Here is a 22,511-nt window from a genome sequence, read left to right as displayed (position 1 = left end):
AGTAATTATTAGCTAATATAACTTATACATTTCAGCAACATACTGCTTCATAGTATTTCTGACACTCACGGGTTCAGTAATCTCTGCCCTACTTCCAAACTGAAGTACCCATGAAAAAAATCCTTCACTTATCTTTACTGTAACTCTTATTTCGAAATGCTCTTCATCCAGCTTTTTAAGTTGAACCTCTTCTTCAAACTTTTCTATAACTACATTAATAAGCTCCCTTTGAAACTTTATTTTTACTGTTTCTTTTTTACCAGCAAACATATTAAATACCCTGTTAACGTAATCTGCAGTGTCAAAATAATTCTTATATTCACTAACTTCTTTAAAGTTTCGTCTATTTTCTTCAAGTATCTTTATATGTCTCATTCTATCAACTCTAAAATGAGACAAGTCCTCATATCTATCATGACCGCAAATCATATAGTATTTATCATCATACCAAGCTAGACTATAAGGACTTCTAATATATTCCTTTCCATCTCGACTGGCTACAAATTGTTTTTCAAGTGTATAACTATAATATTGAAAAGCTATTTTTTTATTGTTATTTATAGCTTCATTAATCTTATCTACATTTTCACATACAAAATTATTTGAAGTCTTAATTCTTTCATCTATATACATCTGATTTTGAAGCTTCTTAGCTAAATCATTACTAGTGAGGGTCTTAAGCTTGTCAATTAATTCTTTAGATTGTTTTAAGCTTATAAACTTTGCTGAAAGTACTGCATCCATCAAAAGTCTAAGTTCTGACACAGTAAATTTTCTGCTTGCCATAAAATAGCCTTCTCTATTCTCACCATAGCTTACTATATCATAACCATGGTCAATAAGCAGCTTAATATCCCTGCTTACAGCTTTTCTTTCAACCTTAATTCCCCTTGCCTCAAGCTTTTCGATTATTTCCCTTATTGTAAGCTTATTATCGTCATCAGATTCCTTTTCCAAAATCTCAAGTAAATATAATAGTTTAAGTTTGCTCTCCCCTTCCAAACTAATTTATCCCCCTTTTAGCTGTATGCTCACACCTATTATTAATTATAAATCATAATGCCCATCCTTTTCTAGTTATAATCTTGTTTATTTATTCCAAAACTTATGTAAAAATTCTTATTTACAAAAAACATACAATTTTGTAACAAATACTGGTATAATATATTTGTATTAAAATTGTGGGGTGATAAAATGGCTGCTCATGTTGAACAGAGTATACATGAATTTTTAAATATTCTATATAAATGCTGGTCGATCAATTCCAGTTCAAAATGGACACAGGATAATCCAGCTAATGGACAATGTGGTGTAACTTCATTAGTCGTTAATGATTTCTTTGGTGGCGACATATTAAAAACTATAACTCCTAAAGGCTGGCACTTTTATAACAAAATTGAAAATGACCGACTGGATTTAACAAGATCACAGTTTTCAAAAGAACCAATTTATTTAGACATATTATCAAGCAGAGAAGATGCATTTTTAGATACAAATTTGGAACAGTATTACTACTTAAGGAATAGTGTAAATCAATATATAAATGAACATTATAAAACTGCAATTTAGTATGTTTTTTTGTAAGAATATATGTATAAAAGCTTTGCTATGTTTATGAATAAAAAAGGGGGCCATTGAGTGAACTTTAAAATTGTTGGCAATCCTAATAATCCTAAAATATTGCTTATACATGCTATGTTTGTATCTTCAGATAGTTTTGAAGCTTTGTCAGAGTATTTAAAAGAAGATTATTTTCTCATAATCCCAACACTTGACGGACATGATGTTAATGAGAATTCTATTTTTATGTCCCTTGAAGATGAAGCAGATAAAATATTATCTTATTTGAAGCAAAATAATATTGAAAATTTAGATTTTATCCTTGGCACATCCTTAGGAGCTATTATTGCTTTTGAGTTATATAAGAGAAATGAAGTGCAGATAAATAAAGTATTTTTGGATGGAGGGCCCTTTTTTAACTTTGGTCCATTTCTGCAGACAATAGCCTTCAAAAAATTCTGGGGTATCTGCAATAGTATACGAAAAGATTCTAAAAATGCCCTTAAAAAATTAGATAGTTTATTTCCGGGTTCAGGCAATAATATGCTTCAAGTATGCAGCCATATTACAATGCTCAGTGTTAGAAACTTAGCTCATGCCTGTTATAGTTTTTCACTACCTAAGTTAGATGAAGCGGCTCAAAAGCCAATTATTTTTCTATATGGAACTAAAGAACCTGCACGAATGTGTATTCCTAGATTAAGAAGATATAAATATAGTGCTATTATTAAAAAAGTAGGATATAAACACTGCGGCTATCTATTATCCAATCCTAAAGATTATGCAAGAATGCTTAATGAAAAATAACCTATCACTAGCCACTGCCTTACTTAATATATATCTTCAGTTGGTTGGTTTAAAATCATATCAAATGTAGAACTTATTAGGACTTAAATAATTTCAAAAAATACTTTGCTTTCTATATTAAAGTGTATTACTCTTGTATTAAAGAATTATAATTATAAAAGGAGATTAATTATGCTAGAATACAGATTTGATACACAGTTATTAATAGAGGGAGAAAATCTTTCAGAAGATGAAATCAATGATTATATAACAAAAAACTTTCAAGGCGATTGCTTACTTGCTGTTGGAGACGAGGAATTGATAAAAATACATTTTCACACAAATAAGCCATGGGAAGTGCTCGAGTATTGTGCTTCATTGGGTGATATCCATGATATTGTTATAGAAAATATGGAACGACAGGCTAATGGTCTTAAAGGTTAAACAATAGATATTAACTTATTTCAGTGCTAATGTATAAACTTATATAAAAAATCTTAAAACTACACAAAATGAATAGTAAAACGGACAATCATAGACTTGTCCGTTTTTATTTATTAGTTGAACTAATACAAGATATGTGGTAAATTTAAATAGCTGGTCTGACCACCACACCAGTAATTTTTACTAGAAGGTGATTTTTTGAAATACTTGAGGCAGCTTATGATTATTTTAATGGTGTATTTCTTAGGAATAATACTACAATCCATATTTAATTTACCCATACCTGGAACAGTGCTTGGATTAATTCTACTTTTTCTAGCGCTCCAGTTTCGTATTATTAAAATTGAAATGATAGAAGATATCTGTGATATTCTCATATCTCATATGTCATTTTTGTTTGTTCCTGCAGGGGTAGGACTCATAACCTCCTTTGAAATTTTAAAAGGTAAAATCCTCCCTTTTATAGTCATAATTATTATTTCTACTGCTGTAGTTTGGATTGTAACCGCTTATGTTGTAACATTTTTAAGAAAGGTGTGTTCTAAATGAAAGATATAATTAGTTCTCCCGTTTTTGGTGTATTGGTTTCATTAATTGCTTACGAAATAGGTGTTTATATAAAGCAGAAGCTGAAGCTTTCAATTTTTAATCCATTACTTATAGCGATAATAATATTAATAGCTTTTTTATCCAAATTTCATATTAAATATAGTGACTACAATAACGGTGGGCAAGTTATTTCTTTCTTTTTAGCACCTGCAACCATTGCTCTTGCCTTGCCATTCTACAAAAAGTTTACTCTATTTAAAGAAAATGCACTTCCTATTCTAGCTGGTATTCTAAGCGGCGCTGTAGCTGGAATAGCTTGCGTTATTGGCTTATGCAAGTTATTTAAACTTTCTGATGTACTTACAAAGTCCTTAATACCTAAATCTATAACAACACCTATAGGCATGGCACTATCTAAGCAATTAGGCGGACTTCCTTCAATTACAGTTGTTGCAATTATAGTTACTGGAATAATCGGCTCTATTATTGGACCATTTTTGTATAAGTTATTAAAAATAAATGATAATGTAGCCCTTGGAATTGCTTTAGGCTCAGCCTCCCACGCTATTGGAACAGCAAAAGCCATGGAAATAGGCGAAACTGAAGGAGCTATGAGCAGTATAACTATTGCTATTTCAGGAATCATCACCGTTTTTTTAGCACCAGTGTTATGGAACTTATATCTTACAATATTTCATTAAAGTACTTATAGGCATTTACGGATAACTTGTAGTGGAAGCTGCTATGGTTAGGTTACCCACTTTTCGGGTGAAAGGAGAAAATTATGAGTGATAATAATTCAAAGAAAATTACAAATCCAATATGTAAATTATTATATTCACTTGATAACATATTGACTGAAGAAAAAGAGCAAAAGTTAAAATCAAAGCTTGGTAAAGAAATAAAAAACAGCATTTTTACTGATGAAATTGTTTCTAAGCTTAATGAATATGATTTTGAAGGTATCGCTGATGAAGAAGTAAATATAGAAGTACTTTTCTCAAGCATATTCCCAATTTTCATAAAGGACGGGGATGTAATTTTCAGATTATACAAGCATAAAATTGAAGTAGACTTGTCAGATGAAATGAGCGATAGATATATTTATGTATTCTCTGATGGAAGGCTTACATCTGGTCTATTTCAATGCTTTACTATTAGTGATGATGAATATTATTACGGTATTAGAAGAATAATCGATGCTATTCCTCTCTTTAGAACAGCTATTAATAGTGCAATTACAAGTTTTAAAGAAAATGTAGATATTCACCATGATAGAATTAAAAATCTAAAAGAAAAAAAGCATATAGCTGAAAAGAATTATAACGATTTAATTTCATATTTACATCAAAATAAAATGTAAATTCTTGAAAGGATGAAATGCATGTTAAATCCAATAAAAAACACAAAAATCTATGAAAAAGTAATGGAGCAAATAAAGCAGCTTGTTAAAGAAGGTAAATTAAACAGAGGTGATAAATTACCCTCAGAAAGAGATCTATCAGATCAACTTCAAGTAAGTAGAACCTCTGTTAGGGAGGCATTGAGAGCTTTAGAAACCCTTGGACTTGTTGAAGCTAAGCATGGAGAAGGAAATTTTATCAATGATAACTTAGAAAATTCTCTACTGGAGCCATTATCTATTGTTTTCTTGCTCCTTGGAAGCAAATCCGAAGAAATCTTAGAACTTAGAAAAATACTGGAGCCTGAAACAGCAGCTATAGCAGCAAAAAAAATTACAAATGCACAAATAATTGAACTTAAAAAATTAGCAGACGAATTAAATAATACCGAAAATGTTGAAGCTAGTGCCTTTTTAGATAAGCAATTTCATTATAAAATAGCAGAAGCATCTGGAAACCTTTTGATATCAACAATAATGTTTTCACTATCCTCCTTAATTGAAGAATATATTGAAAACTCTCAAATACACACTTTTAATAAGGATTTAGTTAAGGTTCATCACGAAGAAATCTGCAGAGCTTTAGAAACTCATGACTGCACAGCAGCTTCAGAAGCTGTAAAAAAACATTTAGAATTTACTAGCGTTAAGCAGAACCAAGCTTTTTAACATATAACACAATTTTATAATATCTTTGATAACTCAGGAAAATAATGGTACAATGTCCTTATAATACGCTCCATAATTTCAAAAATATGTGAGTAGAAAGCTATTATAAGGATAAGGGCTTTCATCTTACAACTATTAAGGAAACCTTTGATGCCTATCAGTATATACGTGTATTATGGAAAGGCTTTAATCACGAACTTGACGGCCAAGGTGAATTTAAATTTTCAGAAGAACTTGATTTATCATTTAAGGAAGAAATGCTCCGTCCTAATGTGGACTTAAATTTAAAGGTAGCCGCTGTTGCTCCAGATGGTAATTTTGCTTCCTATTGTGGTATGTGGTATGATGCTGAGGCTGGTTACGCAGTAATAGAACCTGTAGCAACAGACCCGGATTACAGAAAAATGGGTTTAGGTAAAGCGGTAGTTTTAGAAGGTATTAAACGGGTAGGAGAACTTGGCGCCAAAACTGCTATAGTCGGTTCCTCACAGCAATTCTACTATAGTATTGGTTTGCGTCCATTTAAGACATCAACAATCTGGAGGAAAAGAATATCATTATAACAAAGTTTAGGCATCAAATTGAGTTTAACCCCATCTGATGCCTAAATTTTGTTATCCTGTGATATATTCTTCTGTTTATCTTAAAATAGGAGCATATATTTCTATTTCTTCACCTTTTGCACATGTAACGTTGCTATAAACTTCAATCTGTGCCATACTTGTTTGCTGCCAACCGCTTTGTGTCAAAAGAGCCCCAGGCTGCTCATATCCACTTTCAGGAAGCCACTTTTTATAGAAGTACTGCCAGAATTCGCCTGATACTAATTTGTCCAAGGTTAACCTAAATACCGCATAAGTAGTTTTAGGCATGACCTTTCCAATAAGCCCCTCCGGAATATTATCTAAGTTTGTAACCTCCATACAAATACGATATATTGCCATATCTTCTTTAGTTGTATCCTCTGTCATGCCCATTGTTGTAGGAAAATTAACAGCATTAGGTATCTTTTCATATATTTTTTCTTTGATCCATCTGTCCCATAATTCCCTTATACATTTATGGCCGCTATTGTTGTAGTCAACTTTTACCTCAATACCCACTACATAGAATTCTTCTTTTTGGATAAACTGTACATTGTTAAAAATGGTGTCCATATTCATACCTCCATCAAAATATAAATTTAACTGTTTCAAAGGCATCAGTAGTGTTTTTGTCATCCTAAAATTTCCCGGAGGCTTTCCATAAGCTTTTACAAATGCCTTTGTGAAGGTCTGCTGCGAATTGAACCCATATTCAAATGCAATGTCTATAATTTTCTTATCCGTAATCAATAAATCTTGTGCTGCAAGGTATAATCTATATGCTGTTACATACTCCTTCACTGAATAACCGGTAATAATACGAAAAATTTTGGAAAAGTATGATCTGGACATATAAGCTTGCCTTGCAATATCATCAAGATTGAGCTCATTATTGACATTAGTGTTAATAAAATCGATAGCATGCTGCATATTTGCTATATAGTTCATATTCTCACCCCTACAATATTCATTCTAACTTATAACTATGGAGTAAGTTTTGTCTTTTTGACTTTTAGATGTCTTATTTATAGTATTTTATAAGAAGATTTTTTATTAAATATACAAATTAAATTAGGCTAAAATATGTTATATCCTTATATTAAATAGCATTGCTTAATTTTTAAGAATGTTTTTGAACTGCTTATTTATCACTTCTTTCTAAAAATGTCTAAGCTGTGGTGAGTTATCCCAACTAAATCAGAACGCTCGCATATAGAAAAATGGTATTTCAAATAGGTTTCAAACATTTTTTCATCCATTGCATCAATTATACCCCTCATATAATTTGTTGCTAAATCAGTTGCGACAAAATGAAGATGTTCAACATCATATTCTTTCATTAGCTGTTCAATTTCTTCTTTGCGATACATTTCAAAAAGTAAAGATGGATTAGATAAACATTTATATGTATCCTTATCAACAATACCAGTTTGAATAGCGTCCAGAATATTGCCTTTTCCAAATCCCCACCCTATGATTGTTGCTTCATTCATACAATATGAAACAAATACTACTCCACCTTTTTTTGTAACTCTGATAGCCTCACTAATGGCTTGCTTTTTTTCATTTTCATCAAACAGATGGTACAAAGGGCCAAGCACTAATGTAATATCAAAGGTTTCATCATTATAACATGACAAATCTATGGCATTGCCTTGTCTAACATCTATATTGCAGTTTTCCTTAATTTTGCTCTTAAGAATATCAATATTATGTTGGATAAGTTCAATTGCATCAACTCGAAATCCTTTTTCAGCAAGTGAAAGTGAATATCTGCCTGTTCCAGCACCTACTTCTAAAATACGCATTCCTTTTTTTATGTACTTATTTATATACTTCATTGTGGTAAGAAATTCAACTTGACCATGTTTAGATGCAAGGCGCCCCTCTTCATCATAATTGCTATAATACTCTGTCAAATATTTAAGTTCATCCATATCTCATTCCCCCGTAAAATATAATTAAATTCATTATTATCTACACTTTAGAATTAATCATCTTTCAAACAAATATACCATATTATGCCATAAAAATAAAGGAAGTTGTGCTAACTTCCTTTATTGTGTGCTAGTCTATTATGCTTAAAAACTGCTTTAAACGTTCATTACTTGTATTCTCAAATACCTGCTCAGGTGTACCAGCTTCAACAATTAAACCTTGATCCATAAAAATCACCTTGTGAGCTGCTTCCTTAGCAAAACTCATTTTATGGGTTACTACTACCATGGTCATTCCTTCCTTTGATAACTCCTTCATTACCTTAGTAACCTCAGCTGCTAATTCTGGATCTAGGGCAGAAGTAGGTTCATCAAACAGGAGAACTTCAGGGTCCATTGCCATTGCCCGTGCAATAGCAACTCTCTGCTGCTGGCCTCCTGAAAGTTCATGAGGATAACTATCTTTTTTATGTGACAGATCAACCTTTTCAAGTAAAACCATGGCTTTTTCATAGGCTTCCTTTTTGGATCTTTTTAAAACAGTTACCTGACCTTCCATAATGTTTTCCACAACAGTTTTGTGAGGAAAAAGGTGAAAGCCTTGAAACACCATACCTGTGTTCTTTCTTAGCGTAATAATATCATTTTGCTTTAATTTTGATTTTCCATCGAAGCGTAGTTCATTTTGTCCTATCTTTATAATTCCGCTGTCAGGAGTCTCAAGTAAATTCATACATCTTAAAAGAGTTGTTTTACCCGAACCTGAAGGGCCTATAACCACAGTAGTTTCACCTTTATTAACTTCTAAATCAATATTCTTTAAAATAGTGTTATCACCAAAACTTTTATATAAGCCTTTAATTGAAATCACTTATTTCCCCTCCTATCTAGCTGTAAATCTATCAAGCTTATTTTCAACCCTGCTTTGTACAGCACTTAAAACCGTACAGAACATTAGATAAATAATAGCTACTTCGACATAAAGTAAAAGAGGTTCGTAAGTAGTAGCAGTTACCCTTTGTGCCACTTGAAACATTTCAGTTAAAGTTATTGAAGCTGCTAACGAGGTATCCTTTATAAGGCTTATAAAGGAATTAAAAAGTGGAGGTATTGAAACTCTAGCAGCCTGAGGCAGAACAACTCTCCTTAAGGTTTGAGTATGAGTCATTCCAATTGATGCTGCTGCCTCCCATTGACCTTTTGGTATGGATAAGATTGCTGCTCTTATAACTTCAGAACTGTATGCTCCTACATTTATTGTAAAACCAATAATAGCTGCTACAAGTGGATCTAGTATAATATTAACTTTTGCTAGGCCATAGAAAATTATAAATAGCTGCACCAAAAGAGGAGTTCCTCTAATTATCCATACATAAAACTTTGCAATTGAAATCAAAGGCTTTACCTTTGATATTCTGGCTAGCGCAGTTATTAGTCCAACAATAAGTCCAAGTGCAAATGAAATAAGTGCTACTGGAACAGTAAAAGCCAGACCTGCCTTTAACATAGGCCAAAATGAATCTGTTGCTATTTGTATTAGTCTTATAGTTTTATCATCAAAATTCATATAATCACCACATCTATTTATTTTGAAACGTCAACTCCAAACCATTTCTTAGAAATAGTTTCATAAGTTCCATCTGTCTTCATATCTGCTAATGCTTTATTCACTGCTGCCACTAATTCCTTATTGTCTTTTCTAAACATTATTCCACTGGAAGAAGCATTGCTTTGCTGTGCTGCTATTTTAACAGCAACATCTGGCTTTTGCTTTAATAAGTCATAGTAAGATAAACTGTCATTTATAGTAGCATCTGCTCTTTTTGCAAGAAGTAAATCAATGGATTGATTAAAGCCTTCTGAGTTTACTATTTCTGCTCCATTTTTCTTTGCTATATCAGCATAATTACTTGTTAGCGATTGTGCAGCCTTCTTGCCTTTTAAATCCTCAAACTTTGTAATGCTATTGTTGTCCTTAGCAACAACAAGTACTCCTCTTGAAGCAATATATGGGTCTGAAAAATCATACTTTTCTTGTCTATCTGGTCTTATTCCTACTTCATTTACAATCATGTCAAATCTCTTAGCATCAAGCCCTGCAAACATTCCATCCCATTTTGTTTCAACAAACTCAGCTTTAACTCCTAGTCGTTTTGCAACTTCACCGGCTATATCTACATCAAAACCAGTTAGCTTTCCATCCTTGTCATGAAAAGTAAATGGTGCATAAGTTCCTTCTGTGCCTATAAGAATTTTACCTTGACTCTTTACTGTTTCTAATAAATTCTTAGAAGCAGCTTGTGTATTTGAGTTGTTTTTTGTGGAGCAGCCTGCTAAACCTGCCACTAAAGTTATTGCTAATACAGTACTGATAAATATGTTTCTTTTTTTCATGATATTTCCTCCAATTTTCTATTATCTTTTGATTTTTTCTAATGCATTTTCAATATCTTCTATTATGTCATCTGTACTTTCTATACCTACAGACAATCTGATTAAATTATCAACAATGCCAACCTTTTGTCTTAATTCATAAGGTAGTGCTGCATGAGTCATTGAAGCTGGATGGCATACAAGTGATTCTACTCCCCCAAGGCTTTCTCCAAAGGTTATAAGTTCAAGACTTTCAAGGAATTTTTTATAATCATAACCATCCTTTAACACAAAGGATATCATCCCTCCAAAGCCTTTGGCTTGTGTCCCTTGTATCCCATGACCTGGATGACTCACAAAACCTGGGTAATAAATTTTTTCTATTTCCTCTCTAGTACTTAAAAATTCAGCAACTATTTTAGCATTTAAAATATGCCTGTCCATTCTTACTGCTAAAGTCTTTATTCCTCTTATCAAAAGGAAAGAATCAAATGGTGCAAGTACTCCTCCTGTTGAATTTTGTATAAAGTGAAGTCTCTCAGCTAATTGTTCACTGTTTACAACTACAAGCCCTGAAACTACATCGCTATGCCCACCTAGGTACTTTGTTGCACTGTGAATAACTATATCTGCTCCTAGAGAAATTGGTTTTTGAAGATATGGTGTCATAAAAGTGTTGTCAACTATTGTGTAAAGATTATTTTCCTTTGCTATTTTTGCAACTCCTTCAATATCTGTTATATCCATCAGTGGATTTGTAGGAGTTTCTATAAAAATGGCCTTTACATTATCATCTACTGCACTTCTTACTTCATCTAATTTTGAAGTATCAACTATTCCATAGCTTATCCCAAAATTCTTGAACACCTTGTCTATTACTCTAAAGGTTCCACCATATAAATTATTTGGAATAAGGATTTTATCACCCGAATTAAATAGTGACAATACCGCTGTAGTTGCAGCCATTCCTGAACCAAAAGCAAATCCGGCATATCCACCCTCTAAATCTGAAATAAGCTTTTCAAGAGCTTCTCTTGTAGGATTTCCTGTTCTTGAATATTCGTAGCCTGTATTAACTCCAAATTTAGGCTGCTTGTAAGTAGAAGTTTGATAAATTGGCACATTTACAGCACCAGTACTTTTGTCTCCATCAACTCCTCCATGAATTAGTAATGATTCAACTTTCATGTTTGTCCTCCTTATTTTTTTCTTGCTACAGAATCTTATTTCTAAGCATACGATGAAAAGAAAAAATCTGGACTAAAAACAAAAAACTCCTGCCTCTAAAAACATAGAGGCAGAAGTTATATTCCGCGGTTCCACTCTAATTAATATGACAAAAAAACATCATATTATCTCATTAATTCTGGTACATACATACCATAACGCTTTAACGTGCGTACCCGCTGCCGTCTACTTTAATTTCGAAGCAGTGCTCAAAGACGCATTCACATAAGTTACACTCAAAATCCCTTTCAGCTATGAGGATTTCTCTCTGTCAGCTTAGCCTATGTTACTATTTCTTATCACAGCATTTTTGTTTTCATCATGGTAACATGATATAATATCCGAGTGTTCTTGTCAACAATATTTATAAAATATATTAACTTGTATTTTTTACCTTTCTCTTTAGATACAAAAAAAGTGCACCAAAATTGGTACACTTTTTTATAATTTTTATTATTTAAAACTCATACTTATTCCTTTAAATATATGCATTACAGCTACAGCTCCAGAGTCTGGTCTTCCTAGCGATTTTTCTCCATAATAAGCTGCTCTTCCGTGCACTGACTTTAATTGTTTTGTATATTCTACTCCAGCTTCAGCAGCTTTATATGCTTTTTCAAAGGCTTCCTTTAAGCTAAGCCCTTCTTTTGAAGCTTCAGCTAGAGCTTCTACTGCAGGATTCAAGGCATCCAGCATGGTTTTATCCCCTAGATTTGTCTTTCCTTTTTCCATTACTCCTTTTACTGCTGCTCTACCTACAGCTGCTAAATTCTCAAGGGTTAACTCCTCTTTGCCTTTAGCTTCTTTTGCTCCTTTTATAAGGCATATGGATATCAAAGTTCCCATAGTGGATGGAACATTTGTATTCATAGTCATTCCAAGCTTCATTAGTACATTGCCCATATCAGTAGCTTCAATTTTATCAAATTCATTGTAAAGGCAGCCAAAACCGTTAGTCATAGTTAAACCTAAGTCACCGTCTCCCATAGCTGAATCTAATTCTGTAAGGTAATCCTTTGCTTCATTCATTGCATTTACTATGCTTCCTAATATATCTTTAACAAATGGTTTTTTTATTGCTTCCATGCTTTAACCTCCTATGCTTATCTAAATTGTTGGAAAAATGGTGAGTAAGCATTGCAATCTAATAATTCTTTTAATTCACTATCTAGCTTTAATAAGGTTATAGACATACCCGCCATTTCAAGTGAAGTAGCAAATTCTCCAATGTAAGGTCTATACACCTTTATACCATTTTCCTCTAATATACTGTGTGCCTTTTTATAAGCAATATATAGCTCTTCCTTTGGTGTAGCACCTAAGCCATTTACTAATATTGAAACACTGCAGCCCTTTTCAAATGTCATGTCTTCTAGTATCTTATTTAGCATAACTTCTACAACTTCATCTACTGGCTTAAGTTCACTTCTCTTAATTCCAGGTTCTCCATGGATTCCCATACCTATTTCCATTTCATTTTCACCTATGGAGAAGGTAGCCTTTCCTACTTCTGGAACAATACATGGAGTAAGAGCAACACCCATAGTTCTTGTATTGTCTACTGCCTTTTGCGCTAGTCTTTTTACTTCTTGTAAATTATGCATCTTTTCTGCAGAGGCTCCTGCTATTTTGTATGCATAGAATAAACCAGCGACTCCTCTTCTATTTGCTTCCTTTCCCTTAGGAGCTGAAGCTACATCATCTGTTACAAGCACTTCTTCAACTTCTATATCATCCATTTCTGCCATATCCTTAGCCATACCAAAGTTCATTATGTCTCCACCGTAATTACCATATAGGTGAAGCACTCCTGCTCCATTATCTATAGCTTTGTCTACTTCATACATGCATTCTGCGCTTGGTGATGCAAAAACATTTCCTACAGTTACTCCATCTGCTAATCCATATCCAACATATCCAAGGAAGGTTGGAAGGTGGCCTGAGCCACCCCCTGTAGCTATAGCTACCTTACCTGGCTTCTTTTCATCAGCTCTTACTATGCATCTAAAATTATCGTTTACCATTTTTAAGCTGTCGCTATGTGCTGCTATAATACCTTCTATAGTCTCTCTTGCAAAATCTTCTGGTTTATTAATTAATTTCTTCATAGCACTACCCTCTTTTTACTTTATCAAATTTTATTTCTGAAGGATAAGCCCAGCTTTGAAGCTCGCTCTGTGGCAGTACATTAGGCTCTTTTCCTCCGTTAATAAGTAATGCTCTAAAGTATACTTCAGCGATTTCTTCTACATAGTGTGCGTTTAAAAGTGTGTCGTCTGGATCTGAACCTACAACAACTACTCCATGACTTTCAAGCAATATTGCATTTGACAGCTTTAATGGTTCTATAACACTTTCTGCAAGCTGTCTTGTACCAGGTCTTCCATACGGAGCTACTGGGATTCTTCCACCATAAGACATTCCTTCATATACAACTGCTGGAATTTCCTTTTTTAATACTGCAAAGGAAGTAGCAAATCTTGAGTGAGTGTGTACTACAGAATTTATATCTGGTCTTGTTTTATAAGCTTCAAGATGCATCATTACTTCACTAGAAGGTCTTAGGCCTGTTTCCATCTCTATTACATTTGCATCTATATCTATTACACATATATCTCTATAAGTTAGTTTTTCTCTTGCTATGCCTGCAGGTGTGACTACTACATATCCAGTTTCTTTATCTCTAATACTAAAATTACCTGACTTGTGCTTGCATAATCCTGATCTATCTGCTTCCTGTGCTATTTCTACTACTTTTTTCTTTAATTCTTCTAACATAATGTATGCCTCCTCAAAATTACAAGTTATATTAAAATGCTTGTCTCAAATATTTATCTTATGCTTCTATTTTTTCATCCATTTTCTTCATGTACTTCATATAGAATACGAAGCATGCAGCTAATACTGCTAATACTACTACTCCTAAGAATTCACCATGAATTACATTAAATCCGTGTGCAAGTCCCCATCTTAATCCAGGTATTTCGAAGGAGAACCAGCTCATAAATTGTCCATTTGGAACTTGGATGCTTCCTGTAGCTTTAGCAAGGTTAGTTACTGTTCCTGCAAAGCTTGTTCCTACTAGTAAGAATATAGGGGTTGTTAAGGTACATAATATAATCATTCTTATAATGTTTCCTCCAGTAACTATCATAGCTGGAACTACTAGAGAAATGTTTATTATTGAACCTAGTGGTAATACTGTGTTTGAACCTGTTTTTGCCATTATAACTGCTAGTATTAATTCTATTGGTACTATTAATATTGCAACAACCCAGATTTCTGATAATCCAGCAAGGAATGGCCAGTCAAGTCCAATGTAAAGCTCTCTATCTTTGAATTTCTTCTTCATGAAGTCTCCAACTGCATCTGCTATAGGCGCTAAAGCTTGCATAAATAACTTAGCAACCATTGGGAAAAGTACTAATGCTGTAGCAACTTGAACTGCAGTATTTAATATGCCTTTAAGATCATATTTTGCAAATATAGCAATTAGCGCACCAACTATAAAGCCCATAACACTGTTTTCGCCAAATACACCAATCTTTTCTTTTAATTTAGCTGCATCTATATTGCTCTTATTTATTCCAGGTATGAAATCAAGCAATCTATTTATTGGAGCTAGAATTACACCAGTTAATGTCATACAGTGAGTACATGCAATTCCAGGTATTTTGGTAAATTCATATAATTGCTTTTGAGTAATATCGGCATTCTTAAGTTCTAACATCATTTGTATTGAAGCACCTACAAGTCCTAGTGCAATACTTCCTGTTACTGCTGCTACTAGTGTTGCTGTAAAAATCTTACCCCAAACATTCCACAAGTCTACGTTTAAGCAGTTTGTCCAGCCTAATATTAACATTACTATATTTATTCCTATGCAAATTGGGAAAAGTAATAATGCATATGGCCATGCCCAAGCTATTGCTGACATTGGAGCCCAACCAGCATCAATGGCATTTAATTGTATTCCTGTATTTTTTACAAATGCGCTAGCTGCGGGACTTATTGCACCAAACATGAAGTTTATGATTTCGCTCATTCCTGTAAATGCTATGCCTAAAGTTAAACCTGCTATAATTGCCTTTTTAGGTTTCATCTTCATACTAAGACCAAGGATTATCATAATGATTGGTAGAAATACTGCTGCACCTAGGTTAAGGATATAATGTATTATTGCGCTCATTAATATTACCCCCTAAATTTGTTTATATTTTTTCTTTTTTGTGATAAAATAAAATAACGTATTTTTTTATTTTTATCTCCTTGATTTAATCTATTATTTCTTGGAGATATTTTTTATAGTCTTTTAATAGTTTTTGGATAATTACTATTTTCCTTTTACATATTCTTTAAGCTTTTCAAATTCAGCATCTATTCCCATACCTGTTAAGAATGGTATTCCGCTTAATGTAGGTTTCCCCCAATCCTTTGTCTTTAGTGGAACTATAGATACATATATGTCACATTGATCTATTAAGCTTTCTAGAGACTTAATATCTACAGCTTCTACACTTACTGGTAGATTTTCATCCTCGCACATACTAGCGATTTTTGATGCTACTGTTTGTGATGTTGCTACTCCTGATCCGCATGCTACAAAAACTTTTTTAATTTTACCCATGATTTTTCCTCCCTTTAATTTTTATATAATTAATTTTTAATTATATCTTAGTTATCTTCTTCTAATACCTTTTTAAGTGTAAGGTATATATCATGCTTTTCTTTTGCATTATATATTTCTAATAGAGTCTCTTCCTTTGAAAATATCGACATTAACTTACTTAGGGTTATAACCTGCTGATCTGGGTTTTTAATAGCCAGCATAAATATTAGTTTAGCCTCTACATCGTTTTCACCAGAGCCCATCTCTTTAAATACTACCGGCTTATTTAGTTTAGCTATAAGTATAACTGGTTTTTCAACATGTATTGCATAAGTATGAGGTATAGCTACGCTTACTCCTGGAGTATTAAGCCCTGTAGGAAAGGTTTCTTCTCTTTCCAATAATCCATCTATATAAGTGTTCTTTACATATCCCTTTTCTCTTAGTATTGTTCCCAGGCCCCTTAGTAATTCTTCTTTGTTATTAGCTCCATAATCCATTAATATTAATTCTTCGTTTAATAAAGCTACATTTTCTTCCATGGTATCATTCTCCTTTAGCTAATTTTCTTTGTACCTATATTCTTAGCAAGTACCGTGCCAACTTTAGTGCATAGGTTTACAATTCTGAATTTTGAAAATGTTTACTTAAAAAGTTATGCACTATAATTTTAAAAAAACTATAGTGCATAACTTTTTAACCATTTTTTATGCTATTAAAAATACTTTTATATACTGCATAAGGCACATTAAATCCACCACTTCCTATTCCAAGTCTTATGTCAGATCTATTTCCTCCATGAAAATCAGTTCCTCCAGAGGCCAGCAGCTTGTACTTCTCTAAAAGATAATCTGCAAACTGTACATCCTCTAGTGTAAAGCTTGGATAGTATTTTTCCATTCCATCAAGCCCTAAATCAATTAAATTCCTAATTTCTCTTTCCATAGCTGCTCTGCTGAGGCCACCAAGTCCAATACTTTTATTATAGTGTGCTAAAAAAGCTCTGCCTCCAGCCTTTTTTATTATATAAATAGCCTCTTCTGCACTTAATATTTCTTCTCTTTTGTATGGAATTGGATCCAGATATTTGTCCCATACCTCTTGAGCACTGCTGCATAGTTTCTCCTCCATAAAGTATCTATGGATGTCATATCTGTCTAGGTTTTTCTTTAAGCACCTGTCCCTCAGCACATCAATGCTTATAGTAATATTTTTACTTTTTATTATTTTTAGAATTTCTCCTACACTTTTCTCCCTAGCTATTTTAATTCCATTATAGACCTCTAAAAAGTCATGGTTGTAAATATCTATGCCCAAGCCCAAAATATGCAGCAGTCTGCCTTCCCCATAGTCTGCACTAAATTCTATGCCATTTAAGTAATCTATAGAGCACTTTCCTGCTTCCACCCTAGCTTCCTCATTGCCTTCTATACTGTCATGGTCAGTTATAGAAATGGCACTCAATCCTGTTTCTTTTGCAATATTAATAATTTCTTTAGGGCTATTTGTTCCATCTGAATTATAGGTATGTACATGTAAATCAATGCTATTCATAGTAAATTCAAGCTCCTTTCAACTTTTATTAAAATAATTTAATAACTATTACCGTCACCGCATAATAGTTAATAACAGGTACATTTCATAAAATTGCATTTGTATTTACAATTTAATTATATTATGATAAAAATAAATATAATAGCAAGGAAAATTTTAAACATAAGGTGGTGAATGTTGTGAAGATAGCTTTATGGTACATTTCCGTATTTGTTACATTAGTGCTTTTTATACTGTCAATAGTATATAAAAACTTTTACCTAGCAGTAATAGCCTTTGCTGTAGCACTATTCCTAGATAGGTACACTAAAAAAATACCACTTCCTAAGGCCTTTGATAAGTTTAAAAGCACTAGCTTTAAGAAGAAAAAATAGTAGGTGATATTTTGAAAAACATCGATGCAGTAAACGATTATATAACTAAAAAACTAACTCTTGACTACATTAATGATTGCATTAAAAATCAAAATTATTTTGGAGTATATACAAGCGATATAGAAAAGGATCTGCATATTATTAGAAATAATGCCAGCACTATTTTAAATACTCTTTTTAAACAGGATAAGCTCATCAAGATAAATTCTAGACCTGTTTCCTTTTTTCCAAAAGCTATTTTAGCTTCTTTAAATTTGATAAATAGTGAAGGCACAAACCTTGTATATAGCTTGGAAGATTTTAAGACCTTACTTAGTTCTCTAAAATCTGAGGAATCTGCAGACAGAAGTGAAGATAACGTCTCTGAAGACCCCTTCAGCCAATTAGTTGGTGCTAACAACAGTCTTATAAATCAAATCGGACAAGCTAAAGCTGCACTTATGTACCCTCCAAAAGGGCTTCACACTTTACTGCTTGGAGAAAGCGGTGTTGGTAAAAGCACCTTTGCCACCTCCATGTATGAATATGCTAAAGTTAATAAAGGCTTAGATGAAGGTTCCTTTCCTTTTGTAGCTTTTAACTGTTCTGACTACTTTAATAACCCACAGCTTTTACTTTCTGAGCTTTTTGGACATGTTAAAGGCTCCTTTACAGGTGCAAATACTGATAAAGAAGGCTTAGTAGCAAAGGCAAATGGTGGCATCTTATTCCTGGATGAAGTGCATAGACTTCCTCCTGATGGACAAGAAATGCTTTTTTATCTCATTGATAAAGGACAGTATCATAAATTAGGAGAATCCGGCAATACAAATAAAAGCAATGTGATGATAATTGCGGCCACTACAGAAGAACCAAATGAAGCACTTTTAACAACTTTTTTAAGGAGAATTCCTGTAGTAATAACTCTGCCCTCTTTTAGAGAAAAGGCTATTGAAGAAAAGATGGAGATTATAGAAACTCTCTTTTATTATGAGTGCATAAATCTAAACAAGGATATTAGAATTTCCCCTGAGGTTTTAAAAGCCCTGGCTCTATATCCCTTTAAGGGTGGTAATATCGGGCAACTTAAGTCAGAGATAAAGCTAGTTTGCGCAAAGTCATTTTTAAATTACATCAAAAATAAAAATAACATTTCTATTGAATTCGAAATGCTTAGTAAAGACATAATTGATTATGTTTTTAGCAATAATAAAATAAATATTAACGATAAAAACTATGTGGATATGATTAATGAATATTTAGTTTTATCCCCTGGTAATAAGCGCTATTCTTATGCAGAAAAAGTAAATGATAATATTTACGACAAGATAAATGACTATGTAAAGAAGCTTAAAGATTCTGAGCTTAATAGTGAGCAGTTTGACTCAAAAATCGAAACCTTAATTGATGAACATTTTAAATGTATGCTTAATAATATTAGCGCAGCAGGTCTCAATAAGAGTGCACTATACAAAGTAATTCCAAAGGAAGTAGTGGATTTATCTGCCGACCTAATAAATATAGCCGAAAAAGAACTAAATGCAAGCCTTAATCCTAAGTTTATTTTTGCCTTTGCTTTTCACATAAATGGTTTACTACAAAGAATTAGAGAAGGAAAGCCAATAGTTAATTCCAATATACTAAAGGTAAGATCTGAATATCCTAGCGAGTACAATGCCTCAAAAGTTCTAATAAAAAAAATCAGTGATACCTTTGGTGTTATAGTCCCTGAGGATGAAAAAGGGTTTTTGTCTATATTACTTGCAAATAACAAATTAGATGCCTGTATTGATTCAAAAATAGGTATAGTAGTTATCTGCCACGGCCAAAGCACAGCTTCCAGCATGGCAGAGGTAGCTAACAAGCTGCTTAATACAAACATTGTTAAAGCTATAGACATGCCCCTAGATTCCAGCGTTGACAGCATTTATAATGTACTGAAGACCACTGCCTTAGCTGCAAATAAAGGACATGGTATTTTATTAGCAGTAGACATGGGTTCTCTGTGCAATTTTGGAGATAAACTAGAAAAAGAAACTTCTATAAAAATAAAAACAATAGCTAACATATCCACCCTTCTCCTTCTAGAAGCTGTTAGAAAAATAATCTACAGCAGTGATGACTTAGACACTATTTATAACTCTCTAGCAGTAGTTAATACCGTTCCAGCAGCAAGTATTTCTGAAAAAAGAAAGGCTATTGTAACCTTATGCGTAACTGGGCAAGGCACTGGCATGATGGCTAAACAGATATTAAATCAAAATCTTGATGAAAAGTATAAAAAGGATATTGAACTTATAGTTACAAACTACTCGGAAGTAAAAAATAATATAAAAAGTCTTACGGACAAATATGATATTTTAGCCTTTGTAGGAAGCATAAATCCTAATATTGGTATACCTTACTTCCCAATTAACAAAATTCTAAGTTCACAGTTTAAAGAGGAGTTCTCCAAATACTTAGATACAAAAATTCAAGGCTCACAGCTTAGTGAAAAATCTGAAAAAGATGTATCCAAGAGTGTTTATGAGCTGTCAAAGGACATGCTGGAGCAGTACTTAAAATTTGTGAATCCAAAAATAGCTGTAGCAAATATTAAAAACTTTATTATCAAAATGGGCTTAGATGATTCTATCAGCAACAAGGACAATATTATGGACTTAATACTTCATATGGGCTGTATGCTGGATAGATGTATTCACGGCGACAAGGTGAGATTTGATAATGTAGAAGAGTTTAAGCTGAATAACCCTAAGCAATTTGCCGCTGCAAGAGAAGCCTGTAACATACTGGGAGCAGAATATGATATTGATATTAATGACGATGAGGTATGCTATATTATAAAGGTAATTAATAAATAAAACTAAAACCAGGCTAATGCCTGGTTTTTTTTATTCTTCAATATCTTTTGGCTTTCCTTCTGCTGTATAATCTTCTTTAAAGCAATCAAACTTTTTAGGATTTTTAGCAACTAATATAATACAATATGCCATAGCTAGTTCAAGGAACATGGATGGAAATCCTCCAAGGTTAGATAACATCTTAATTCCATCTATCCCTGCAAATGATAGCATTACCCAAGATACAGTGCATAGGAGAACTCCCCAGAATATTTTCATTGCCATTGAAGGTTCTGGACTTTCTGGCGATATACCAGTAGTGCTCATACCTCCCATGGAAGAAGTCATAGCATCTGCACCAGTAACATAAGATAAGAATGAAGTAAATATAAAAATAGGTATTATTAAGGCTGCCAGAGGATACTTAGAGAAGAAAAGATAAACCGCTGCTTCTGGTCCCTTATTCATTACGGCATCTGCAATTGGAACACCATGCAATTGAGAGTATATAGCACCTCCACCGAATATGGACATCCAAACTAATCCAAATACTGATGGTAGTATAAAGTTTGTCATAATAAGGTCTTTAACCTTATATCCATAAGAAATTCTGCCAAGGAACAGCCCAGTTATAGGAGCCCAAGCAAGCCAATTTGCCCAGTAGAACATTGTCCAACCTTGTGGCCAGGAATCCCCTTCAACAATACCTGTAAATAGACTCTTTTCAAAGAAATGAGTTATATAGTTTGCAAAAGACTCTACGTTTAAGTTCAGTATATATACTGTTGGTCCTACAACAAAAACAAATACAGCAAGTCCTATAAAAATCCAGGTATTTATCTGAGAAAGATTTTTAACTCCATTCATAAGTCCCGTAATAGCAGAAATTACAAAAGCTGCAACTATGGCTATATCAACAAAAAGCCATAGTGTGGAGTTACTCTTAATTCCAAACATATAGTTAAGTCCACCTGAAACTGTTAGAACTCCTGTTCCAAGTGAAGCAGCCATTCCACCTACTAAGGCATAAAGACAGATAGCATCAATTATTTGCCCACCTGTTCCATAGGATTTTTCTCCGATTAATGGATATAGTGTAGACCCTAAACTATATTGTTTTTTCATATTATAATAAACAAAAGCAAATATTATTGTTGGGATAGTATATATAGCATATGGTGTAAAAGTCCAGTGAAGCATTAGAGTTGACATTGAAAATATTGCTGCTTCAGGTGAATTAGGTGCAATTCCTAATGATTTTGGTGGTGCTGTTAAATGATACATTGGCTCAGCTGTTGCCCAGAAAAGTATTCCAATAGCTATGCCTGTAGTTAAAGTTATTGAGAACCATTCAAATCTTCCAAGCATTGGCTTTGCTTTAGAGCCTCCTATTTTTACTTTTCCAAAAGGAGAAAAATATAATCCTATTATTATTACTAAAAATATAATTCCGCTCAAACTAAATAACCACCCAAAATTAACCAAAATCCATGAGTTGGCTCCGTTAACAGCTTTTCCAAAGGCATCTTTATTTACAAAGCTCATAATTACTGCTGCAATCAGCAGAATAACCGGTGGAAAGAAAACTATAGGTTTTATCTTTTTCATTATTTTGCCCCTCCTA

Annotated in this window: 25 protein-coding genes and 1 other annotated feature; of the genes, 10 read left to right on the top strand and 15 right to left on the bottom strand. The window is 33.1% G+C overall.

Annotation, left to right across the window (positions count from 1 at the left end; translation table 11 throughout):
* Window positions 1–12: 12 nt before the first annotated feature.
* The gene (locus bsdE14_RS16830; protein ID WP_264851165.1) at window positions 13–1,002 is read right to left on the bottom strand and encodes a helix-turn-helix transcriptional regulator; all 990 of its coding nucleotides are present in this window, start codon (window positions 1,000–1,002) and stop codon (window positions 13–15) included.
* A 192-nt stretch (window positions 1,003–1,194) separates the two neighbouring features.
* Between bsdE14_RS16830 and bsdE14_RS16825 the strand changes: the two genes are divergently transcribed.
* The 8 genes from bsdE14_RS16825 (at window position 1,195) to bsdE14_RS16790 (ending at window position 5,973) form a co-directional block, all read left to right on the top strand.
* On the top strand, window positions 1,195–1,569 hold the full coding sequence (locus bsdE14_RS16825) for a YunG family protein (protein ID WP_264851164.1): 375 nt from the start codon (window positions 1,195–1,197) through the stop codon (window positions 1,567–1,569).
* A gap of 69 nt (window positions 1,570–1,638) precedes the next feature.
* Window positions 1,639–2,367, top strand: coding sequence for an alpha/beta hydrolase (locus tag bsdE14_RS16820; RefSeq protein ID WP_264851163.1), 729 nt, complete (start codon window positions 1,639–1,641; stop codon window positions 2,365–2,367).
* Window positions 2,368–2,538: 171 nt separating this feature from the next.
* Entirely contained in the window at window positions 2,539–2,790 is a 252-nt protein-coding gene (locus tag bsdE14_RS16815; RefSeq protein WP_264851162.1) for a kinase to dihydroxyacetone kinase, read from the top strand.
* Window positions 2,791–2,988: 198 nt separating this feature from the next.
* Window positions 2,989–3,339: a CidA/LrgA family protein gene (locus bsdE14_RS16810; protein WP_264851161.1), complete on the top strand. Its 351-nt coding sequence runs from the start codon at window positions 2,989–2,991 to the stop codon at window positions 3,337–3,339.
* A complete protein-coding gene (locus bsdE14_RS16805; RefSeq protein WP_264851160.1) occupies window positions 3,336–4,040 on the top strand; it encodes an LrgB family protein in 705 nt (234 codons plus the stop codon). The genes bsdE14_RS16810 and bsdE14_RS16805 overlap by 4 nt, the downstream gene beginning before the upstream one ends.
* 83 nt (window positions 4,041–4,123) lie before the next feature.
* Complete coding sequence (locus tag bsdE14_RS16800; RefSeq protein WP_264851159.1) at window positions 4,124–4,702, top strand: hypothetical protein; 579 nt, start codon at window positions 4,124–4,126, stop codon at window positions 4,700–4,702.
* 21 nt (window positions 4,703–4,723) lie between these two features.
* Window positions 4,724–5,410: a FadR/GntR family transcriptional regulator gene (locus bsdE14_RS16795; RefSeq protein ID WP_264851158.1), complete on the top strand. Its 687-nt coding sequence runs from the start codon at window positions 4,724–4,726 to the stop codon at window positions 5,408–5,410.
* 257 nt (window positions 5,411–5,667) lie between these two features.
* Window positions 5,668–5,973 (top strand): GNAT family N-acetyltransferase, encoded by a 306-nt coding sequence (locus tag bsdE14_RS16790; RefSeq protein ID WP_264851157.1) that lies wholly within the window; start codon window positions 5,668–5,670, stop codon window positions 5,971–5,973.
* Between the two features lie 75 nt (window positions 5,974–6,048).
* Here the strand turns inward: bsdE14_RS16790 and bsdE14_RS16785 are convergent, their stop codons facing one another.
* The 13 genes from bsdE14_RS16785 to bsdE14_RS16725 all read right to left on the bottom strand — a co-directional run bounded on the left by bsdE14_RS16785 (window position 6,049) and on the right by bsdE14_RS16725 (window position 17,694).
* A complete protein-coding gene (locus tag bsdE14_RS16785; RefSeq protein WP_264851156.1) occupies window positions 6,049–6,942 on the bottom strand; it encodes an AraC family transcriptional regulator in 894 nt (297 codons plus the stop codon).
* Window positions 6,943–7,142: 200 nt separating this feature from the next.
* Window positions 7,143–7,931, bottom strand: coding sequence for a class I SAM-dependent methyltransferase (locus bsdE14_RS16780; protein WP_264851155.1), 789 nt, complete (start codon window positions 7,929–7,931; stop codon window positions 7,143–7,145).
* A gap of 130 nt (window positions 7,932–8,061) precedes the next feature.
* On the bottom strand, window positions 8,062–8,802 hold the full coding sequence (locus bsdE14_RS16775) for an amino acid ABC transporter ATP-binding protein (protein WP_264851154.1): 741 nt from the start codon (window positions 8,800–8,802) through the stop codon (window positions 8,062–8,064).
* Window positions 8,803–8,814: 12 nt separating this feature from the next.
* Entirely contained in the window at window positions 8,815–9,498 is a 684-nt protein-coding gene (locus bsdE14_RS16770; protein WP_264851153.1) for an amino acid ABC transporter permease, read from the bottom strand.
* Window positions 9,499–9,515: 17 nt separating this feature from the next.
* A complete protein-coding gene (locus bsdE14_RS16765) occupies window positions 9,516–10,325 on the bottom strand; it encodes an amino acid ABC transporter substrate-binding protein (RefSeq protein WP_264851152.1) in 810 nt (269 codons plus the stop codon).
* Window positions 10,326–10,346: 21 nt separating this feature from the next.
* Window positions 10,347–11,492 carry a trans-sulfuration enzyme family protein gene (locus tag bsdE14_RS16760; protein WP_264851151.1) on the bottom strand — a complete coding sequence of 382 codons (1,146 nt, stop codon included), beginning with the start codon at window positions 11,490–11,492 and terminating at the stop codon, window positions 10,347–10,349.
* 102 nt (window positions 11,493–11,594) lie between these two features.
* Window positions 11,595–11,843: a binding site (T-box leader), on the bottom strand.
* Between the two features lie 141 nt (window positions 11,844–11,984).
* Entirely contained in the window at window positions 11,985–12,617 is a 633-nt protein-coding gene (gene dhaL, locus bsdE14_RS16755) for a dihydroxyacetone kinase subunit DhaL (protein WP_264851150.1), read from the bottom strand.
* Window positions 12,618–12,634: 17 nt separating this feature from the next.
* Window positions 12,635–13,639 (bottom strand): dihydroxyacetone kinase subunit DhaK, encoded by a 1,005-nt coding sequence (locus bsdE14_RS16750; RefSeq protein ID WP_264851149.1) that lies wholly within the window; start codon window positions 13,637–13,639, stop codon window positions 12,635–12,637.
* Between the two features lie 4 nt (window positions 13,640–13,643).
* A complete protein-coding gene (locus tag bsdE14_RS16745) occupies window positions 13,644–14,309 on the bottom strand; it encodes a class II aldolase/adducin family protein (protein WP_264851148.1) in 666 nt (221 codons plus the stop codon).
* A 58-nt stretch (window positions 14,310–14,367) separates the two neighbouring features.
* On the bottom strand, window positions 14,368–15,720 hold the full coding sequence (locus bsdE14_RS16740) for a PTS galactitol transporter subunit IIC (RefSeq protein ID WP_264851147.1): 1,353 nt from the start codon (window positions 15,718–15,720) through the stop codon (window positions 14,368–14,370).
* Between the two features lie 144 nt (window positions 15,721–15,864).
* Window positions 15,865–16,158 carry a PTS sugar transporter subunit IIB gene (locus tag bsdE14_RS16735; RefSeq protein WP_264851146.1) on the bottom strand — a complete coding sequence of 98 codons (294 nt, stop codon included), beginning with the start codon at window positions 16,156–16,158 and terminating at the stop codon, window positions 15,865–15,867.
* 47 nt (window positions 16,159–16,205) lie between these two features.
* A complete protein-coding gene (locus bsdE14_RS16730; RefSeq protein ID WP_264851145.1) occupies window positions 16,206–16,682 on the bottom strand; it encodes a PTS sugar transporter subunit IIA in 477 nt (158 codons plus the stop codon).
* A 154-nt stretch (window positions 16,683–16,836) separates the two neighbouring features.
* Entirely contained in the window at window positions 16,837–17,694 is an 858-nt protein-coding gene (locus tag bsdE14_RS16725; RefSeq protein ID WP_264851144.1) for a PHP domain-containing protein, read from the bottom strand.
* Between the two features lie 179 nt (window positions 17,695–17,873).
* On the opposite strand from bsdE14_RS16725, the gene bsdE14_RS16720 reads away from it, so the two are divergent.
* Both bsdE14_RS16720 and bsdE14_RS16715 read left to right on the top strand, forming a co-directional pair.
* On the top strand, window positions 17,874–18,068 hold the full coding sequence (locus bsdE14_RS16720; RefSeq protein ID WP_264851143.1) for a hypothetical protein: 195 nt from the start codon (window positions 17,874–17,876) through the stop codon (window positions 18,066–18,068).
* Between the two features lie 11 nt (window positions 18,069–18,079).
* A complete protein-coding gene (locus bsdE14_RS16715; RefSeq protein WP_264851142.1) occupies window positions 18,080–20,908 on the top strand; it encodes a sigma-54-dependent transcriptional regulator in 2,829 nt (942 codons plus the stop codon).
* Window positions 20,909–20,938: 30 nt separating this feature from the next.
* Here bsdE14_RS16715 and bsdE14_RS16710 read toward each other — a convergent pair whose 3' ends face one another.
* Window positions 20,939–22,495: a BCCT family transporter gene (locus tag bsdE14_RS16710; RefSeq protein ID WP_264851141.1), complete on the bottom strand. Its 1,557-nt coding sequence runs from the start codon at window positions 22,493–22,495 to the stop codon at window positions 20,939–20,941.
* Between the last annotated feature and the right edge of the window lie 16 nt (window positions 22,496–22,511).

Source organism: Clostridium omnivorum, from assembly GCF_026012015.1.
Lineage (GTDB): Bacteria > Bacillota > Clostridia > Clostridiales > Clostridiaceae > Clostridium_AX > Clostridium_AX omnivorum.
Note: the sequence above shows the minus strand (reverse complement) of the source record. Positions and strands in the feature narration are given on the sequence as shown.

Coding starts and splice junctions, on each gene's coding strand:
- bsdE14_RS16760 (WP_264851151.1), bottom strand. CDS start 11,492: ATGAAAGTTGAATCATTACTAATTCATGGAGGAGTTGATGGAGACAAA.
- bsdE14_RS16730 (WP_264851145.1), bottom strand. CDS start 16,682: ATGGAAGAAAATGTAGCTTTATTAAACGAAGAATTAATATTAATGGAT.
- bsdE14_RS16745 (WP_264851148.1), bottom strand. CDS start 14,309: ATGTTAGAAGAATTAAAGAAAAAAGTAGTAGAAATAGCACAGGAAGCA.
- bsdE14_RS16765 (WP_264851152.1), bottom strand. CDS start 10,325: ATGAAAAAAAGAAACATATTTATCAGTACTGTATTAGCAATAACTTTA.
- bsdE14_RS16735 (WP_264851146.1), bottom strand. CDS start 16,158: ATGGGTAAAATTAAAAAAGTTTTTGTAGCATGCGGATCAGGAGTAGCA.
- bsdE14_RS16780 (WP_264851155.1), bottom strand. CDS start 7,931: ATGGATGAACTTAAATATTTGACAGAGTATTATAGCAATTATGATGAA.
- bsdE14_RS16725 (WP_264851144.1), bottom strand. CDS start 17,694: ATGAATAGCATTGATTTACATGTACATACCTATAATTCAGATGGAACA.
- bsdE14_RS16790 (WP_264851157.1), top strand. CDS start 5,668: ATGCTCCGTCCTAATGTGGACTTAAATTTAAAGGTAGCCGCTGTTGCT.
- bsdE14_RS16785 (WP_264851156.1), bottom strand. CDS start 6,942: ATGAACTATATAGCAAATATGCAGCATGCTATCGATTTTATTAACACT.
- bsdE14_RS16795 (WP_264851158.1), top strand. CDS start 4,724: ATGTTAAATCCAATAAAAAACACAAAAATCTATGAAAAAGTAATGGAG.
- bsdE14_RS16815 (WP_264851162.1), top strand. CDS start 2,539: ATGCTAGAATACAGATTTGATACACAGTTATTAATAGAGGGAGAAAAT.
- bsdE14_RS16770 (WP_264851153.1), bottom strand. CDS start 9,498: ATGAATTTTGATGATAAAACTATAAGACTAATACAAATAGCAACAGAT.
- bsdE14_RS16800 (WP_264851159.1), top strand. CDS start 4,124: ATGAGTGATAATAATTCAAAGAAAATTACAAATCCAATATGTAAATTA.
- dhaL (WP_264851150.1), bottom strand. CDS start 12,617: ATGGAAGCAATAAAAAAACCATTTGTTAAAGATATATTAGGAAGCATA.
- bsdE14_RS16710 (WP_264851141.1), bottom strand. CDS start 22,495: ATGAAAAAGATAAAACCTATAGTTTTCTTTCCACCGGTTATTCTGCTG.
- bsdE14_RS16825 (WP_264851164.1), top strand. CDS start 1,195: ATGGCTGCTCATGTTGAACAGAGTATACATGAATTTTTAAATATTCTA.
- bsdE14_RS16750 (WP_264851149.1), bottom strand. CDS start 13,639: ATGAAGAAATTAATTAATAAACCAGAAGATTTTGCAAGAGAGACTATA.
- bsdE14_RS16805 (WP_264851160.1), top strand. CDS start 3,336: ATGAAAGATATAATTAGTTCTCCCGTTTTTGGTGTATTGGTTTCATTA.
- bsdE14_RS16740 (WP_264851147.1), bottom strand. CDS start 15,720: ATGAGCGCAATAATACATTATATCCTTAACCTAGGTGCAGCAGTATTT.